The organism is Maribellus sp. YY47 (assembly GCF_023111095.1).
Lineage (GTDB): Bacteria > Bacteroidota > Bacteroidia > Bacteroidales > Prolixibacteraceae > Draconibacterium.
The window spans coordinates 131,235-149,962 of record NZ_JALGYW010000006.1; the positions used below are offsets into that span (position 1 = coordinate 131,235).

The window sequence follows — 18,728 nt, forward strand, 5'->3', positions numbered from 1 at the left end:
TTAATATGTTTTTGCGGTGATGTAATTTAATTTTGCCAAAGCTGTCTGGTATTGAGTTTCTGCCATGGCTTTCATTTTCTCGTATTTCAGTAGTTGCTGTTGCATGCGCAGCACTTCCTCAAAGTCTTTGCCTGAGTTGGAATAGGCGCTGAACAAGAGATTCAGCGTTTGCCCGGTTTCCAGCATTTGCTGATTGTACAGATTGATCAACTCTTTTTGTTGTTCAATCTGAAACCAGGTCATTTCGTAATCTGAAGTGAGCGAGTTGATGGTTTCCTTTTTCTGATACGAGTAACTTTCCTGCATCAGTTGTGCTTCTTTTGCAGCAGCATTGTACTTTTTGCGGAAGATTGGAATACTAACCGAAATCATCGGCATGAGAATGTTTTTACCATTATCCGCCATTTCCATATCGGTTCGTTTTCCTACGATGGCATAATCAAGCCCGACTCCCAGTTTGGGAAGTCCTTCGCGTTCTGCCGCGGTTTCAGAAGCTTCGCTGGCTTTCACTTTTAAATCCAGAGCATTAAGCATCGGATTGTTGGCCAGCAACGAATCTTTTCTGAAATTTTCGGGAATGGCTTCCATTGCCAGCGAGTCTGTTACGATCACCGTTTCACTTTCGTCCCTGTTCAGCAAATTATTGAAAGCTGTAAGCAGCGGTTTTTCTTTCTTTTCGAGAATGACGAGGTTGGTTTGGGCATCTTTCAACATGATATCTGCCCGCAACACATCTGTCATTGGCGAAACGCCGTTTTTAAACTTGGTGTTGGCAATGGTTTTATACGATTGAAGAATGTCGATATTTTCCTGCTCAATCTTTTTCATCCGGTTCAACTCATACAAGGGATAATACGAAGCAGCAACATCGAAGTACAAGCGGTTCCGGGCATCCACAAACGACTGGTATTTTGCCTGTGCCATTAGTGAAGCGGCATCCGCTTTGGCTTCCAGCGTACCAAACCATGGGAACATCTGGGTAAGTGAGAATTTGGCGCGTTGTGGTCCTACGCGTGTTTCCACCGGCGATACAAAGTAGCCAAACGAAAAGGTGGGATCGGGCAAAGAGCTTACCTGCGGAACCTTTTGCAGGGCCGCTTCAAAGTCCTTGTATTTGGCTTGCAGCCCGGGGTTATTGGCAGCAGCCATTTCAAGGTAGCTGTTCAGTGTCTGTGCCTGGACAGCGCCAATCGCTGATGCGAACAGGATTATTAGTGTGATTATCTTCTTCATGACTGACTCTTTTTAAGTTTTCGTTCTTCACGATAGCTGTACAGCACCGGCACAATGAAATAAGTAATAGCGGCAAAAATCATCCCTCCAAAGGCCGGGATAGCCATCGGAATCATAATGTCGGCACCGCGGCCTGTTGAAGTTAAAATTGGCAGTAAGGCAATAATTGTCGTGGCAGAAGTCATTACCGCGGGTTTAATCCTTCGTTGCCCGGCCTCCACTACCGCTGCCCTGATTCCTTTCCTGGTGTCGGGGCGGTTTCTGGTAAAGCTTTGGTCGAGGTAAGTCCCCATCAGCACGCCGTCGTCGGTGGCAATACCAAACAATGCGATAAATCCCACCCATACGGCCACACTCAGGTTGATGGTGTGCATCTGGAACAATTCGCGCATATTGGTTCCCAGGATGGAGAAATTAACGAACCATTCCTGTCCATAGAGCCAAAGCATCATAAAACCACCACTGAAGGCCATGGCAATTCCGGTGAATATCATCAGCGAAGTAGTGACTGATTTGAACTGGAAATAGAGAATCAGGAAAACGATGGCCAGCACCAGCGGTACGATAATCGACAGCCGTTTTTCGGCGCGTACCTGGTTTTCGTAGCTTCCTGAAAACTTGTAGCTCACACCGGCCGGAACAGTCAGTTCCCCGGAATCGATTTTTGACTGGATCACATTCTGGGCATCGTTGACCACGGTAACTTCCGAAAAGCCTTCGCTTTTATCAAAAAGAACATAGCCTACAAGAAAGGTCTCTTCGCTTTTGATGGCTTGCGGCCCGCGCTGGTATTCGAAATTTACCAGCTGACTCAACGGAATTTGTGCACCGGTTGGCGTTTGCATCAGAATTTTTCCGAGCGCTTCGGGGTCGTCGCGTAACTCGCGTGGGTAGCGTACCCTTACCGGGAAACGTTCGCGTCCTTCCACGGTTGATGTGATTTTCATGCCACCCACAGCGGTTTCTATCGTTTGCTGCACATCTTCCACATTCAATCCGTAGCGCGAGATTTTATCCCGGTCAATATTGAACAGAAGATAAGGTTTACCCACAATCCGGTCGGCAAAAACGGCTTGTGCTTTTACCGAGGGAACGGTTTTGAGTATCTCTTCCAGCTTTATCCCAAAGTCTTCGATGGTTTGCAAATCGGGCCCGTACACTTTAATTCCCATGGGGGCGCGCATCCCGGTTTGCAACATCACCAAACGTGTTTCAATGGGCTGTAGTTTCGGAGCCGAGGTAACGCCCGGAATTTTGGAAACACGTACTATCTCGTCCCAAATATCGTCGGGCGATTGAATGTTTTCACGCCAGTTGCGGAAATAATTTCCATGTTCGTCGGGAATTAGATCCTCTTGCAAAATACCCTGTTCCAGTGCTTCCTGGTTCGAAAGTTTGTCTCCGGAAGTCAGGATGAAACGCCCTTCATGGTCGGTTTTGAAGCGCACGCGGTGCCCGCGTTCATTGAGCATATACTCCGGTTTGTAATTGATCACATTTTCATACATGGAAATGGGAGCCGGGTCAAGTGCCGATTCCACGCGGCCAAGCTTGCCGACGGTGAGTTCAACTTCGGGGATATTTGAAATGAGCATGTCGAGCTGACCTAAAACTTCACGGTTATAAGCAATGCCCGAATGTGGCATTGAAGTTGGCATCAGCAGGAAACTTCCTTCACCAAGTGACGGCATAAATTCTTTACCTATTCCCGGAAATTCATGTGTTAAATTGGACCAGACACTGGTAGTCCGGATGTTCCATCCAAGTTTGTCAAAACCACGGGCGGCAAATCCAAAAAGATTACTAAAGCCCATCCAGATGGTTACTCCCAGGATAATAAGAAAGGTTGGGATGGAAAGAAATGCAACTTTGTGGTCGAGACACCAGCTCAGTATTTTCTTGTAGAAATATTCAAGCAATGAAAAGGCCCCCAGGATAATGGCCAGCAGTATGGCCACAAACACTACATTCATCACCAGGCTTTTTGTTGGGCCGAGGGGCAGCCAGTACCTTGCCAGAAGCCAGGTTACCCCGATCAGTACAATAACTATTTCAATATACTCCAGGAGCCAGTTCCCGGCTTTTTGAATGCGATACGACAGGCTCTTGTTTCCCGGCTCCTGTTTTTTGTCGCTTGCTTGTTCCCGTTTGAATTGTTTGGCTGTTCCTGCTATTCCAAACGCAAGTATCATCATTCCGCCCCAAACATGTCCCATAGTTAGTAGAATTATGCCAAGCGGGATGAGGATGATGTTCACCCATTTCCGGATAATTTTACTGTTAATGCGCGCTCCAAAGAACCAGTGTGCCAGCGTCGGCATAATAAACAGCGAAACAATCAGTGCTGCAATCAGTGCAAAGGTTTTGGTAAAGGCCAGCGGTATAAATAGTTTTCCCTCAGCGGCCTGCATGGTAAATACCGGGATAAAACTGACAATGGTAGTCGAAACGGCCGTCAGGATAGCAGAACTTACTTCAGTCGAACCGTTGTAGATGGTGGTTATAAGTTTTTGTCCGGGGGGTGCTTCTTTGGTATGTTTTATTATGTTCTCCGAAAGAATCACCCCGAGATCGACCATGGTCCCGATGGCGATAGCGATACCTGAAAGCGCTACAATGTTGGCATCAACGTTAAAATAACGCATGGCAATAAACACCATTAAAACGGCTATTGGCAGCAAGCTCGAAATAAGCAGGGATGCCCTGAGGTTGTATACCATAATAATCACCACCAGGATGACAATCAGCACTTCGAGAGAGAGTGCTTCTTCAAGCGTTCCCAGAGTTTCGTAGATCAAACCCGATCGGTCATAAAAGGGTACAATCGTGAGCTGGCTTTCCACTCCGTCAGGTAGTACTTTTGATGGTAGACCCGTTGCTATTTCAGTAATTTTTTCTTTTACATTGTTGATGACTTCAAGCGGATTTGCACCATAGCGGGCCACCACCACGCCTCCAACCACTTCGGCGCCGTCTTTATCAAGCGCACCACGCCGGGTAGCCGGGCCAAGACTAACCACTCCAACATCTTTGACGCGGATCGGAACGTTATCCTGAACTGCCACCACCGCTTTTTCAATGTCGTCCACATTTTTTACATAGCCTAGTCCGCGAACAAGGTATTCAGCCTGGTTGATCTCAATGGTTTTGGCTCCCACATCGCGGTTCGATTTTTGCACCGCCTGCATTACCTTGTGCAGCGGAATATTATAGGCTTTCATGGCATCGGGATTCACATCTATCTGGTATTCCTGTACAAAACCTCCAATCGAAGCTACTTCGGAAACACCTTCTGCCGAATTCAGCGCATACTTTACAAAAAAGTCCTGCACGGTGCGAATCTCGTGCAAATCCCAGCCTCCGGTAGGATTACCGTTTTTATCCCGGCCTTCAATGGTATACCAGTAAACCTGGCCAAGTGCGGTTGCATCGGGGCCAAGTGCCGGCTGAACTCCTTCGGGCAACAATCCGGATGGCAGCGAATTCAGCTTTTCGAGTATGCGGGAACGCGACCAGTAAAATTCCACATCTTCTTTAAAAATGACGTAAATGCTGGAAAATCCGAAAATGGAAGAACTGCGGATCGATTTTACGCCCGGAATGCCTAACAGGTAAGTAGTCATAGGATAGGATATTTGGTCTTCTATATCCTGCGGCGAACGCCCCGGCCATTGTGTAAATACAATTTGCTGGTTCTCGCCAATATCCGGAATCGCGTCGACCGGAACCGGGTCCTTGGGCAATATTTTAGTGTCCCAGCCAAACGGTGACGTAATAATCCCCCAGCTAACCAGGAGGGTTAAAACCAGCATGGTAACCAGTTTGTTTTCCAGAAAAAAAAGTATGATTTTATTGAGCATATCTTTTATCTATGAGATTAATACAATAAAGAATCAGGACCTGGTAATTACAAGATCCAATCACTTATCATAATAATTTCATAAACGATATACTTGTTGTTCTGCAAGCCTTTCCATCACGGTGAGCGGCGGTGGTGAATGATCGGCAAAGGTGTTTTCTTCTTCCTGTTCTGAAGGAAACAAAGATGCTGCCTGCCAGAGTTGCTGGCTCAGTAAATGAATTTCGGCACTTAACGGAACTGAAAAAACAGCCGGAGTGGAAAAATCATCTTTTACCTGGTAGAAATGATTTTCGTTGTTGCAGCAGCCGCCGTTATCACAACAGGAAGCTGCTTTATGGAACATCGAAACGGACACTAACTGACCTCTACAATAATGTTTCGACACCATTAACCCCACGGTAGATACCAGGAGTAATATGGCAAAAACAATATGTAAGACCTTTTTTATCATTCTTTTATAAAAACAGTTGTTCCCCGGTAAATGTTTACTTTGGTTTACGGGCGATGAAGTTACAGTTTTTTAGCCTGATAACCAGCATTTTTAAAATCCGAGATCAAAGCGTCGATATCCGCGCCTTCCGATGAAAGGGTGAGCAGCTTATCCGGATGCTCCAAATCAATCTTGTAGTCAATAATTCCTTTGTCCCTTTTAAGAAGTGGTTCCACCTTCATTACGCAATGTTTGCAACTCAAGTTGGTTTTTATCTTTATCAGTTCCATGGTTTTCAATTTTAAACAAAGGTAAGCCGGATGACCCGGTAAGTTTTTATACAATTTTTGAAAATGCTTACAGTATTTTGGGCGAAAGTGTGGTTGTGTCCAATGGGCTGAAATGAAGGACTGTATTTGTTGCTGACCCCGAAATTAATTCTCTTTAACAGTATGTTTTAGCAAATAGAATTTAGTATTTTCGACAACATAACTTGTCATCATTAAATTGGAGTTATTCCTAAAAACCATCCTTATGAAAAGATTATTCACTTGCATACTTTGTATTCTATTAACGATTGTCGGGATTAATTCCAGCGGTGCCAACGGGAAATCGTCGAAAAAGCATCCGAAAAAATCAGGTGTTGAATTGTTTAACGGGAAGAACTTAAGCGGCTGGTATACCTTTTTAAAAGACCGGGGTAAAAATAATGATCCGAAACAGGTATTTACGGTTGAAGATGGTGTGATTCGGATTTCGGGTGAAGAATGGGGATGTATTACCACCGAGAAGGAGTATGAAAACTACAAGATATTGGTGGAATTCAAATGGGGCGAAACGAATCATCCGCCGCGGCAGGAGAAAGCACGCGACAGCGGTTTGCTCGTACATTCTGTTGGAGAAGACGGCGCTTATAGCGGCATTTGGATGCGTTCCATCGAGTGTCAGATGATTGAAGGCGGAACCGGCGATTTTATTGTTGTCGGCGATGGTTCCGACAATTTCAGCATCACTTCAACGGTTGCAGCGGAAAAACAAGGCAACTCGTTTGTTTTTAAGCCCGATGGACAAGAAGAAACCATCAACGGAGGCCGCATCAATTGGTTGCAACGTGACCCGGAATGGAAAGATGAACTTAATTTCCGGGGAAAAAACGATGTGGAAAATCCACGGGGTGAGTGGAACACCATGGAATGTATTGCGGATGGTGACGAATTAACTGTTTTTTTGAATGGAAAACTGGTGAACCGGGCCACGAATGTAAAACCGTCAAAAGGGAAAATTCAGATTCAATCCGAAAGTGCCGAATTATTTATCCGTAAAGTAGAACTCACACATTTATAGTTAATAATATCTGAGTTGAAATCGGTTTCTACGGTGATCAAACTAAACATTCCCAACCTGATCCAATGGATTGCGATTCTTGTCTTTGAGGTTTTTGTATTGCCCGGGTGTCATTCCCGTTTCTTTTTTGAATTGCGATGACAGATGCGCGGCACTGCTGTAACCTGTTTTAAAGGCAATCTCACTGGATGTAAGTTCGCCGTACGACAACAACTCTTTTACACGTTCAATCTTCTGAAGAATGGCAAATTTTTCGATGGTGATCCCTTCGGAAGCCGAAAACAGGTGACTGAGAGAAGAGTAATCGGCCCCGATTTCGCGAACCAGGTATTCCGATAGGTTCAGGTTTTGTACCGGATCTTTTTCCGAATAATGGACCCACTGAACAATGGCCGCTTTTATCTGCTCAACGGTCTGGCTTTTTTTGTCCTGAAGCAGTTCAAAGCCTTTTGCTGTTAAGGCTTCCGACAGCTGCAACGTTTGAATTTCCGAAGGCGTCGGGTCGATTTCGACTTCTCCCAGTTTGATCGACAGTACCTTGAACCCTTGTTCTTTCAATACACTCCTGACTGTTTCAATACAGCGCTGACAAACCATATTTTTAATGTGCAGAATCATTCAATAAAATTGCTATCAAGCATCTAAATTAACAATTCAAATGCGAAATTGATTGAAATGTTGTGAATACGGATTTTTTGTGAATTAGAGCTTAACAAGATGCTGAAAAATAAAAGAGCCGATCTGTCATCGACGGACCGGCCCTTTTGAATATGTATGTAATCTAATTGGATCAGTATCTAGCCATCATGGCAGAAATGCCACCTCCGTTGGTGACGTTTGAAAATCCGCGGCTCATCAACACCTGTTGAGCGTAGGCCGAGCGGGCGCCTGAAGCACAGTAAACTATAATTTCACGTTCCGAATTATCGCCCAAATCGCATTTGCCCTGCATCAGGTCATCCAGCGGAATGTTAATGGCATCGGGGAAAGCACCACTTCGGAATTCTCCCGGTGTACGCACGTCGATCACCAACCTTTTCAGTTCCTGGGCGCTGATATTCTTGTTGGTTTCCGTTTCTTCCATCACTTTTTCGCCAATGCTTTTTTTCCCGATTGGCAATGGAAGCATGTTAATATTCCGGAATCCAACTGCTGCTGCATGACGTTGCAACGATGTATTTCCTCCCGAAATATTCATTACCTCTTTACAGCCTGCTCCAATGAGTGTGCGTACAGCCTGATGGCCTTTTTTCCCGGTTTCGTCGTAAACCAGAATGGCAATATGTTTTGGAATTCTGTCGAGATTGGGTTGCAGCATTTCGAGCGGCAAATGATGAGCGCCGTTCATTTTGCTTTTCTGGTGGGCAAATACATCGCGGATATCCAGAACAATGATCTGTTCTTTTGTTTCGATGTAATCATCAATATCCGATACAAGAATGCTGGGACCGTACCCCGACATTTTGTTTTCTGCCGCGTAAGCGGCCATGTTCATGGCATCGTTTGCTGTGCCGATGGGTGGCGAATAGGCAAAGTCGATATCCGCCAGGTCGCTAACGGTAAGTTGAGTGGCACAGGCTGTGGCAATCACATCCAAACGTTTGTCGGCACCTTTGTAACCTGCAGTTTGACCGCCCAGTACAACGCCGGTTTTTTTATCGAAAATCAGCATGACACTCACGGTTTCAGCTCCCGGATAATACGAAGTGTGATGTTCTTTATGCACCACAACCGCATCGGCATCGATACCGGCGGCACGGGCCTGTTTGAGTGAAAGACCAGTGCTTCCTGCAACTGCATCAAAAACACGAACCACCGAAGTTCCGATCGAACCTTTGTAGCTGTGATTTCCTCCCAGCGCGTTTTCTGCGGCAATTCTTCCTTGGCGGTTAGCCGGGCCTGCCAACGGAATGCGTACTTTTTTGCCGTTTACACGGTGTTCAATTTCCACCATATCGCCTGCGGCAAAAATATCAGGATCAGAAGTTTGCAGTTTATCGTTTACCAGCAAACCTCCGGCTTCGCCAATTGCAAGTCCGGCATCTTTTGCCAGTTGCAAAGTTGGACGAACACCCACAGAAAGCAGCACCATGTCGGCTTCCAGCGTTTTACCGTTGTCCAGTTCAACAGAATTGGCGTTTATTTTAATAACCGCAGTTTCGGTGTGTATCCCCACGCCAAAAGCATGTAATTCGCGGGTGATAAATCCTGCAGTTTCGGCTTCCATGAGTGGCATTACATGTTGCATTTTTTCAACCACATGTACTTTCAGCCCTCTTTTAACGAGCGCTTCCACCATTTCGAGACCGATAAATCCGCCACCAACAACTACCGCTGTTTTTGGGTCGTTGTTTTTCAGGTGGTTATCGATTTTGTCCATGTCTTCCAATGTCCACAAACTGAAAACATGGTCAGCAACTGCTCCGGGTACGTCGGGTTGAATCGGGCGTCCTCCCTGTGCAAGGATCAGTTTGGTATATTCAAAAGTTCTTTTCTGTCCGTTTTCGCTGTTGAGCGTAAGAACCTGTTTATTTTCTTTGTCGATGGCTTCCACCACCGTGTTGATGTGTACTTCCACCTGGTATTGTTCGTTAAAACTCTCAGGGCTTTGGAGAATCAACTTTGAGCGGCTGTCGATATCGCCGGCGATATAGTAAGGGAGACCACAGTTGGCAAAAGAAATGTCGGGCCCTGCTTCGAGCATGGTAATGTGTGCATCGGGCGATAAGCGGCGTGCTTTGGCTGCTGCTGTTGCACCTGCCGCTACACCTCCAATGATCAATATTTTTTCCATTTTCCTATTTATTGTTGGTTTAATGACTTTATCAATATGCATACATCTAGATAATTCGATGCGAAAATAATTAAGTTTTCAAATGTAGGATTCATTTCGCTATCAATGTTAATTTAATGTTGATCAAATGATGTTTAAAGCGCTTTTTAATATTCGTAAAGTGAACATTAGTTCGGCTCATTTTCAATAAAAATACTTTTTACTCTTAAAAATGAATTTCCGGCACAAGTATTTTTAAAATGGTGTGTCAAAAACTACGAGTGATTATAAAATAGTCAATAAGAGAACGAAGAAAATACTGAAATGAGTTGCAGATATTTTAATAACCAAATAGTTACAATTTACAATTACTATACATAACTTTACTAAAAACAAAATTCTAACCATGCATATCCGGGATTTGATTTTGATCCTGTTCGCTTTCTTATTTTTTCAGAGCTCCGGACAGGAAAACTTGCTAACCATTGAACAAGCCGTAGAATCGGCTTACAACCGTAACACCGAATTGCAACAAATGCGGGCGCAGTTACGGCAGAAAGAGAACCAGTGGAGGACAGAAACCGGCGTTTCTGCTCCCGAAATCAGCTACTTCAAGGAGGGAATCAGCTCGGGGCCGGGCGATGCCTTTGATGAACAACGTATTACGATCTCGCAGGAATTTGATTTTCCGCTGACGACTTCTTACCGCTTAAAAGCTTTATCGCAGGAGGTAAAAGCGATTGACTTAAAGGTAAAAGCCAGGGAAAATGAAATAAAGGCGGAGGTAAAAAGTAAGTATGTGGAAGTTTTGTATGCTTTGTATCTTCAGCGATCGAGGCAAAACCAGGTAAAGCTGGCGGAAGAACTTTACAATGCTGTTTATACGAAGTTTGAAATGGGAATGGGAAATGGAATTGATCTGGCCAATGCTGAACTCCGGCTCGAACAATCAAAAAACGATCTCGATCAAACAGAGTGGGTACTGCACCAGGCGCGCTATGGTTTGTTTTACGCCATGGGCTTGCCGGTGGATGATCAGAAATACAGTATCCAGTTTTCAGATACTTTACGTGCCGATGATATCGAAATATCCCAGATTTTAACGCTTTCGGTGCAGGAAAGTCAGCCCGCTTTTCTGGCATCGCAACACGAACTGGAAGCCTCCGGTTTTTATATAAAAGAAGCCAAAAGCAATATTTTGCCTGACATTCGCCTGAATTTATACACGCAGGATTACGGCACCGGTTATGATTTTAAAGGTTTTGAAGTGGGTTTGAAAATCCCGATCTGGTATCCGTTCGATCAGAAGGGAAAGATAAAAATAGCTTTGGACAAACAGGAAGAAATCCAGTGGAAACAACAGGAAATCAGGCTCGATACCAAAAAACAGATCGAATACGCCTGGCACAATTATTCGGTCAGCCAGTCGATCATAAAAAGATATAATACTACGATGAAAGAGAAAGCTGAACATTTGCGCAGCCTTTCTCTGAAAGCCTATCAACTGGGTGAAGTTGACCTGCTGAATCTGCTGAATGCCCAGCAAACCTATCTCATGAGCGAAGAGAGGTATCTGATTGCCCTGCGCGACTATTACCTGCAACTTGTAGCGCTCGAAAAATTTCTTGACCGCGACTTAGTCTATTAATCTGAAAACAAGCGTAAAACACATAAAACATGAAGAATACTTTATCCCTGGCAGTTTTAGTAGGATTGACCGCAATGTTGTTTTCCTGCGGATCGGGGAAACCAACGGATCAATCAGAAAAAAAGGAACAAACTGAGCTTCCGCCCTCGTTGAAAACTGAAAAGGAAGGAAGCGTGAAGATGGTTCAGTTAAATGAAAAGGAACAGAACGAGTTAAAAATCCAAACGCAGAAAGTGACCAACAATTTTATCGATTACACGGTTACTGCGCCCGGTGTTGTATTTCCTGCACCCAATCACGGAAGTATTATCAGCACTCCAATTAACGGACAAATCAGCAAAGTGAACAAATTTGAAGGAGCGTGGGTGAAAAAAGGAGAGGTGCTGTTTGAAATACAAAGCCTTGAATTTGGCACCTTGGTTTCGGAATATTTACAGGCTTATGCTGAAGAACGTTTTCAGACCAACCGCCTGAAAAGAGTGAAACAACTGGTGGAAGAAACGATATCATCAACCAGTGAGCTGGAACGCGCGACCGCAGAGTACGATCGTGCGTCGGCCAGTTCGCGTGCCGCTTATTCACGCTTAAGGGCTGTGGGTGTGGCCGATCCGGAAATCAAATCCTTCACTGACGGTGAAAATATCGATCCGGTACTAAAAATTCATTCGCCCATTGACGGAATTATCGAAAAGAATTTTGTGGAACTGGGACAGTCGGTAAATGCGCTGGAGAACCTGTCACGGGTGCTGGATACAAGGGATGTGTTGATTCGCGCTTATCTTTCGCCGGATGATGCGCGGCTAATCAATACCGGCGATTCGGTGATGGTTTCAAAGCGTGAAAAAGAAGAGAATATTTTATCTGCGACGGTAACCTCAGTCAATCCCGGGCTCGATGAAGATACCCGTTCGGTGATTGCAAACATTCTGGTGCCGGCTCGCGACGGGTGGCCAAAACCCGGTGAAAACGTGCGGCTTTCGATTGCCACTTCAACCAAAAAGGAAATAATTGCACTTCCGGTGCAGGCGCTTACCTACGACGGAAACAACCCGGTGGTTTTTGTGAAAAAAGGAAATGGAATCTACGAAAAGCGTTTTATCGGTGTTTCCGAAATTCGTGATCAGTATGTTTTTGTGGATAATGGACTCAGCAATGGTGAAGAAGTGGCTGTGTCGAATGTATTCAGTCTGAAAGCGCTTTCCCGTTTCGATATTATCGCTGAAGAATAATCAAGAAAGGAAAAAATCATGTTAAAAGAAATCATAACTTTTAGTGTCCGGCAGAAGTTTGTAGCCCTTTCGTTGGTTATTCTGATGGCTGTTGCCGGCTATTTTTCGCTGATTCAGTTACCCATCAACTCTCTTCCGGATGTTACTCCGGTGCAGGTGCTTGTCATCACCAAAGCCGGAAGATATTCGCCTTACGATGTGGAGAAACTGGTGAGTTACCCGATTGAAACGGCGGTGAATGGCTTACCCGATGTGGCAGAAGTTCGTTCCATTTCTCAGTTTGGACTATCGGCTGTAACCGTGGAGTTCGAAGAAAAAACGGATATTTATTTTGCCCGCCAAATGGTAAGCCAGCGTTTGCAATCGATTACCGACGAGCTACCTCCCGATGTTTCCAGCCCGCAGCTGGGGCCAATTACCACGGCTTTGGGGGAAATTTACCAGTATGTGGTCAGCGGTGAAAATTACTCGCTGACCGAATTACGTGAAATTCAGGACTGGCTGATCGCTCCCCAGTTGAAAGTGGTAAAGGGTGTTACCGAAATCAACTCTTTTGGAGGTTTTGTAAAACAATACAATGTGGTTGTTCAACCCGGGCGTTTGCGCATGTTTGGCATTGGTATTTCGGAGGTGATCACTGCCATTTCGACCAACAACAGTGTTTCGGGCGGGAATTACCTCGAACACAACGGCGAGCAGTTTATCATTCGTGGAGTGGGGCAGATCAACAAAGTAGCTGACCTTGAAAATATTGTGGTTACCAACATCGACAATAAACCCGTTTTTATCAAGGATGTGGCTTCAGTTGAAATTGGTACGCAGATCAGACAGGGCGGTGTTACGCAGGACGGAAAGAGAGAAGTGGTAACCGGGATTGTGATGATGTTGCGGGGTGGCAACGGAAGAAACGTAATTGCCGATATCGAAGATAAAATCGACAACATCAACCAAAACCTGCCGGAAGGCGTGAGTATCAAAAAGTTTTACGACCAGTCGGATCTGATCAGCCGGACAACAGCCACCATTTCAACCAACCTGGTAGAAGGAGGTTTTTTGGTAATTGTGGTGTTGTTGCTTTTGCTGGGCGAAATTTCAGGTGCCCTGATTGTGGCGATGGTAATCCCGTTTTCCATGTTGTTTGCCTTTATCGGGATGCGCGAGTTTGGTCTGGCAGCCAACCTGATGAGTTTGGGTGCGATCGACTTTGGGATGGTGGTTGACGGTTCGGTGGTAATGGTCGAAAACATTGTTCACGGTCTTCAAAAAGATAAGAGCAAAAACAAAGATGAAATTATACGAACATCGGCACAGCAAGTGGTGCGGCCGATCTTTTTTGGTGTGTTGATCATTTTGATGGTGTATGTTCCAATCATGACTTTTAGCGGAATGGAGGGCATCATGTTCCGCCCGATGGCGATCACTGTGGCAGCTGCAGTGTTGGGATCATTACTGCTTGCGCTCATTTTTGTGCCGGCCATCGCTGCCATCGTTTTCCGAAAAGGCGTGAAAGTACGGAAGAATCATCTGATTAACTTTTTACGACCGAGGTACATCAGTTCGCTCACAAAATACATGGATCGCAAATGGTTTGTGGTTTCAATGGCTGGGATACTTTTTACAGCATCAGTATTTTTGATGACACGGCTTGGAAGTGAATTTATTCCGGAGCTGGATGAAGGTTCCATTTTGATAGAACAGGTGAGGATGCCTTCGGTAACGCTCGATGAATCGATTGAAAATGCCAACTGGCTGGGTGGAAAACTGGTTCAGAATATACCCGAAATACAAACCGTGGTGCCCAAAACCGGGCGTTCGGATTTGGCCAACGACTGGATGGGCGTTCACCAGACGGATGTGTGGGTGATTCTTAAACCAACCGAAGAATGGCGAAAAGGCCTCACAAAAGAAGATATTATTGCAGAAATTGAACCTTATCTGCAAACCGAGCCCGGACTGGTTTACAACTTCACACAGCCCATTGCCATGCGTGTGGATGAGCTGACAAGTGGAGTAAAATCGGACCTTGCAGTGAAAATCTACGGCGAAGATCTGGACGTTCTGGCGAAGATCGGAGAAAATATATCTGCACTTCTTCCGCAATTGAACGGGACGGATAATTTTTATGTAGAGCAAACTGTTGGACAGCCCTATATTACGATTGAAATCGACCGCGAAGCAGTTGCCTCGTTTGGATTAAATGTGGACAATGTTCAGCAGGTGATCGAGGCTGGAATCGGCGGACAGGAAGTGGGGCAGGTTTACGAAGGACAGCGCCGCTTTGGAATTGTGGTTCGTTATCCGGAAGATGTGCGCGACCAGTTGCATAAAATTCAGGAGGTGCCGGTGCATTTGTCCAATGGCGGATATGTTCCGTTAAAAAGGGTAGCAAAAATAGTGTTGCAGGAAGGCCCGCGCGAAATTCAACGTGAAAACGGCTGGAGGCGTCTGATTGTCGGAATCAACATCAAAGAAATCGACCTGGGGAGCTACGTTGCCAGTCTTGAAAATGAGATCAGGGAAAAAGCAGAAATCCCTGCGGGTTATTTTATTGATTATGGCGGTACTTTTGAGAATCAGCGCCGGGCAATGCGGCATTTGCTGCTGGTGGTCCCGCTCTCCATTTTCATCATTATTGGCTTGTTGTACCTCAACTTTGGCAAAATGAAATACGCCATTCTTATTTTGCTGAACCTGCCATTCGCCTTATCCGGAGGAATCTTCCTGTTGTGGGTGAGGGGAATGTATCTGTCAGTTTCGGCAAGTATTGGTTTTGTAGCCTTGTTTGGGGTGGCGGTGCTCAATGGTATTGTGTTGATCGATCATATTAACGAATTGCGAAAGGAGCGAACGGGAAATCTGAAGCAACTGATTGTGGATGGCTCTGCCGACCGCTTGCGACCGGTTCTGATGACCGCACTGGTAGCCAGTCTTGGTTTTATACCGATGGCGTTTAACACCGGCCCCGGATCGGAAGTGCAGCGCCCACTGGCAACGGTTGTGATTGGCGGCTTGGTAACTTCAACCTTGTTAACACTGATGGTTTTGCCCATTATTTACCATTGGTTGGAAAAACGTTCAAATAAACCTGAAATACAAACAGAAGAACCCGAAAGCTGAGCTTGGTTTTAGTAAAAAGAAAAGGATGCTCTCTGAATGGAAAGCATCCTTTTTTATGTAGGTTAAGATCGATGAAAAGTTATTCTGATCTTGTTTTGCTGGGCGTCATTTTAGTCTCGCGCCGCATTTCAAAAATATCGGTACTGATGGAGTAATCGCCTATAAGATGTTTGCAGAAATAGTCAGCCTTTAGCCAGAAAAAGTATTCGGTGTAGTCGCCAAATCCGTGTCGCTGGCCGGGCATCAGAAAAATGTCGAAACGTTTTTTTGCTTTCATCAAGGCATTGGCCATTCTGATGGTGTTTCCGGGATGAACATTGTTGTCCATGTCTCCGGTCACTAAAAGCAATTTCCCTTTCAGGTTTTTGGCCAGTTCCGAGTTCTTTTCAATATCATAAATAAATTTCGATTCACCATCGTCGTTTATTTCTTCGGTTACACCGTGATGTTTTTCACTCCACCAGCGGTTGTAGATGTTATTCTCATGGTTTCCGGCGGAAGAAACGGCAACTTTATAAAAATCGGGATATTGTAAAAGTGCGGCTGTTGACATAAAACCTCCACCCGAGTGGCCCGAGATTCCCACCTTTTCAATATCGATGTATTTGTGTTGGTCGGCCAGTTGTTCCAGTACATATTTTTTGTCGGCCAGACCATAGTCGCGCAAATCGTTGTAACCGTAGTTGTGGTACCATTTTGATCGGCTCGGATGTCCGCCTCGGTTCCCAAGAGTTACGATAACAAAACCCAACTGTGCAAAACGATCGGTTCTGTCCATTCTTGCCGAGAACGATGTATTTACCGCTTCGGTTTGCGGGCCCGGGTAAACGTATTCCAGAACCGGGTAAAGTTTGGTCGAATCAAAATCGAAAGGTTTGTACATTACGCCGTAAATATCCGTAATTCCATCGGCAGCTTTGGCTTTGAAAATCTCAGGAAATTTGTACCCTGCAGCAAAAAGATTGCTCAGATCAGCGGTTTCAAGCTGCATGACCAGTTTTCCCTGGTTGTCTCTGATTTCTGAAACGGGAGTTGTATTTACTCTCGAAAAGTTATTGATGAAGTAACGGTAAGAATCGCTCATTTCGGCACTGTGGTTGAAATCACCGGGATTGAGCAGCGTTAATCCAGAACCGTCGAAGTTTACTTTATACAAATGCTCGTAGTAAGGATTCTCGTCTTTTTCGTGCGCATTGGCTGTAAAATAAAGCACCCTGTTTTTTTCATCCACTTTCAGAATTTGGTTGCAATGCCAAGGACCCGAAGTAATCTGATTCTTCAGGTTTCCTTCACCATCGTACAAATAAAAATGGGCCCAACCATCGCGTTCCGACCAGTGAATAAATTCATTCCCGTTATTAATCAGGTAAGGATCCTGAATTTCAACGTAGGTGTTTAGCCGTTCCTCAACAAGAGTTTTGATCTCACCGCTTTGTGCATCGGCAACACAAACATCGATTTTGTGTAAATCGCGGCTGGTGCGGGTGAAATATATTTTATCCGAGGACTCTGAAAGCCATCTGCCTGGGACGTATTCTTTTAAGCGTTCTTTATTGCTTAAGTTCGCGCGGCAAATGTTTATGGTTTGGTCGGCAAAAGCTGAAACATCAATTTGTTTGCCTTCTTTTTTAAGCATGTCGAAAACCCATAATTCGGCTTGCGGGGCTTCTTTTTCGCCCGGCATCTGGTATTTATAGGTTTCCAAATCGGGGCGGGGCTGGTTCAAAACGTTGATCACCCAGAGAGCTTTTACTTTACGGCTGTCGTTACGTTCCAGTGCAAATTTTTTCGAATCGGGAGACCATAAAACATACGCTCCCCTGCGTTTCTCACTTTCTTTTTTGATGGTTTCCTCATCGTCGTTTTCTTTCGGAGTATAACCACCTCCGAATGCATAATTGTTTTCACCGTCGGTGGTGAGTTGGTGCTCAACAATAGTAGAGTCTTTTTTGTCTTCCTCTTCTTTCAGCGCTTTCAAGAAATTTTCCTTGTCCATCCAGTAAAGGTTGTAGTCGCGCGCAAAAACAACAAACGAACTGTCGGGCGAAATGGATGCCCACGATGGATGATCTTTTTTCTCTTTCCAATCTTCCTGTTCGTACAATTCGCCACTTGTAATATTGTATTCAAAATGAAAAACCTTCTTTTTAGGCTTTTCCTTTTTGGGCTTTTCTGCGGCTTCTGTTTTTGTTGAATCTTGTGTTACCAACGTATCTGCTGCTATTTCTTCTGTTTCCTCGAACTGAGTGCTTGTAACGTCAAATTGGAAAACAGTGTCATTTTTTTTGAATTTTGGTTTTATGGGTGGCAGATGTTGTGCATCGTAAGGATCCTTGGTTATTCGGGTTAACATGGCAGCCATTTTAACGTTGTCCAAAAGGGCTGTTTTGGTTTTTTTGTCGAAATCAACCAAATAGAAAAATTCGCCTTTCGATGTTTTATAGGAATACCAGAATTTATCTCCGGTTTCCAGCCAATTGGGATTTACAGAAGTGCTAAAAACCATTCGGTTTATTTTTTCGGGGGAGAAGCGTTCAGCCAAACGATAATTGGCTGTGGTAATTGGTTCGTTTTGAGCAACCGCCTTACCGGTTACCAGCAAGATTGCGATTAAGAAAACAAGTAGATTTTTTCCGTGCATTATTCTGATTTTAAATTGAGTATTCCAATTGTTTGTTTTAATGGTCCGTCAGCTGACGGATGTAACTCGTCCCGAGCACTCGAAACTCGTTTTATCTGAAGCGAGGCAAAATAAAAAATTAAATCAAAGCGAAAGCTTTCAAAGATCAGTAATTGTGGTTTGGAATCAGGGACGTAGAGATCTTTACCCACAAGTTGCCGGGTGTTATTGAAGGTCTCTGGATGTATGAAGGAAAGTAAAAATACATATAAAACGAAAGTTTTGTGAAGTAATGTCTATGGCTGGGATTAGAAAAGGAAAGAAATTCTGCAAAAATGTCTTCGAGATTACATGTTAATTGACTAAACCCTGTAGAATAATTGTTTTCAGGTAGTCATTGATTTGGGTGTTGAGTTAATCCAAAAACTCTTTTTTTATCAGGTTCTGCCCTTGTCAGCAACTTGGATTTAGT

11 protein-coding genes are annotated in these 18,728 nt (G+C 44.7%); 4 read left to right on the plus strand and 7 right to left on the minus strand.

Going from position 1 to position 18,728, the window contains the following annotated elements:
* The 4 genes from MR764_RS06605 to MR764_RS06620 form a co-directional block, all read right to left on the minus strand.
* Positions 1–1,233: a TolC family protein gene (locus tag MR764_RS06605; RefSeq protein WP_247978617.1), complete on the minus strand. Its 1,233-nt coding sequence runs from the start codon at positions 1,231–1,233 to the stop codon at positions 1–3.
* Positions 1,230–5,093 (minus strand): efflux RND transporter permease subunit, encoded by a 3,864-nt coding sequence (locus tag MR764_RS06610; protein WP_247978618.1) that lies wholly within the window; start codon positions 5,091–5,093, stop codon positions 1,230–1,232. Before MR764_RS06610 ends, MR764_RS06605 begins: the two co-directional genes overlap by 4 nt.
* Positions 5,094–5,171: 78 nt before the next feature.
* On the minus strand, positions 5,172–5,546 hold the full coding sequence (locus tag MR764_RS06615) for a hypothetical protein (protein WP_247978619.1): 375 nt from the start codon (positions 5,544–5,546) through the stop codon (positions 5,172–5,174).
* A 59-nt stretch (positions 5,547–5,605) separates the two neighbouring features.
* Entirely contained in the window at positions 5,606–5,815 is a 210-nt protein-coding gene (locus MR764_RS06620) for a heavy-metal-associated domain-containing protein (protein WP_247978620.1), read from the minus strand.
* 244 nt (positions 5,816–6,059) lie between these two features.
* On the opposite strand from MR764_RS06620, the gene MR764_RS06625 reads away from it, so the two are divergent.
* Positions 6,060–6,869: a DUF1080 domain-containing protein gene (locus MR764_RS06625; RefSeq protein ID WP_247978621.1), complete on the plus strand. Its 810-nt coding sequence runs from the start codon at positions 6,060–6,062 to the stop codon at positions 6,867–6,869.
* A gap of 42 nt (positions 6,870–6,911) precedes the next feature.
* On the opposite strand, the gene MR764_RS06630 is transcribed toward MR764_RS06625, so the two are convergent.
* Both MR764_RS06630 and MR764_RS06635 read right to left on the minus strand, forming a co-directional pair.
* On the minus strand, positions 6,912–7,487 hold the full coding sequence (locus tag MR764_RS06630; RefSeq protein WP_247978622.1) for an AraC family transcriptional regulator: 576 nt from the start codon (positions 7,485–7,487) through the stop codon (positions 6,912–6,914).
* A 172-nt stretch (positions 7,488–7,659) separates the two neighbouring features.
* On the minus strand, positions 7,660–9,663 hold the full coding sequence (locus tag MR764_RS06635) for an FAD-dependent oxidoreductase (protein WP_247978623.1): 2,004 nt from the start codon (positions 9,661–9,663) through the stop codon (positions 7,660–7,662).
* Between the two features lie 385 nt (positions 9,664–10,048).
* Between MR764_RS06635 and MR764_RS06640 the strand changes: the two genes are divergently transcribed.
* The 3 genes from MR764_RS06640 to MR764_RS06650 are packed head-to-tail and all read left to right on the plus strand — an operon-like array spanning position 10,049 to position 15,636.
* Positions 10,049–11,290: a TolC family protein gene (locus MR764_RS06640; protein ID WP_247978624.1), complete on the plus strand. Its 1,242-nt coding sequence runs from the start codon at positions 10,049–10,051 to the stop codon at positions 11,288–11,290.
* A 29-nt stretch (positions 11,291–11,319) separates the two neighbouring features.
* The gene (locus MR764_RS06645; RefSeq protein ID WP_247978625.1) at positions 11,320–12,519 is read left to right on the plus strand and encodes an efflux RND transporter periplasmic adaptor subunit; all 1,200 of its coding nucleotides are present in this window, start codon (positions 11,320–11,322) and stop codon (positions 12,517–12,519) included.
* An 18-nt stretch (positions 12,520–12,537) separates the two neighbouring features.
* Positions 12,538–15,636: a CusA/CzcA family heavy metal efflux RND transporter gene (locus tag MR764_RS06650; protein ID WP_247978626.1), complete on the plus strand. Its 3,099-nt coding sequence runs from the start codon at positions 12,538–12,540 to the stop codon at positions 15,634–15,636.
* 79 nt (positions 15,637–15,715) lie between these two features.
* On the opposite strand, the gene MR764_RS06655 is transcribed toward MR764_RS06650, so the two are convergent.
* Complete coding sequence (locus MR764_RS06655; protein ID WP_247978627.1) at positions 15,716–18,277, minus strand: DPP IV N-terminal domain-containing protein; 2,562 nt, start codon at positions 18,275–18,277, stop codon at positions 15,716–15,718.
* Positions 18,278–18,728 lie beyond the last annotated feature (451 nt).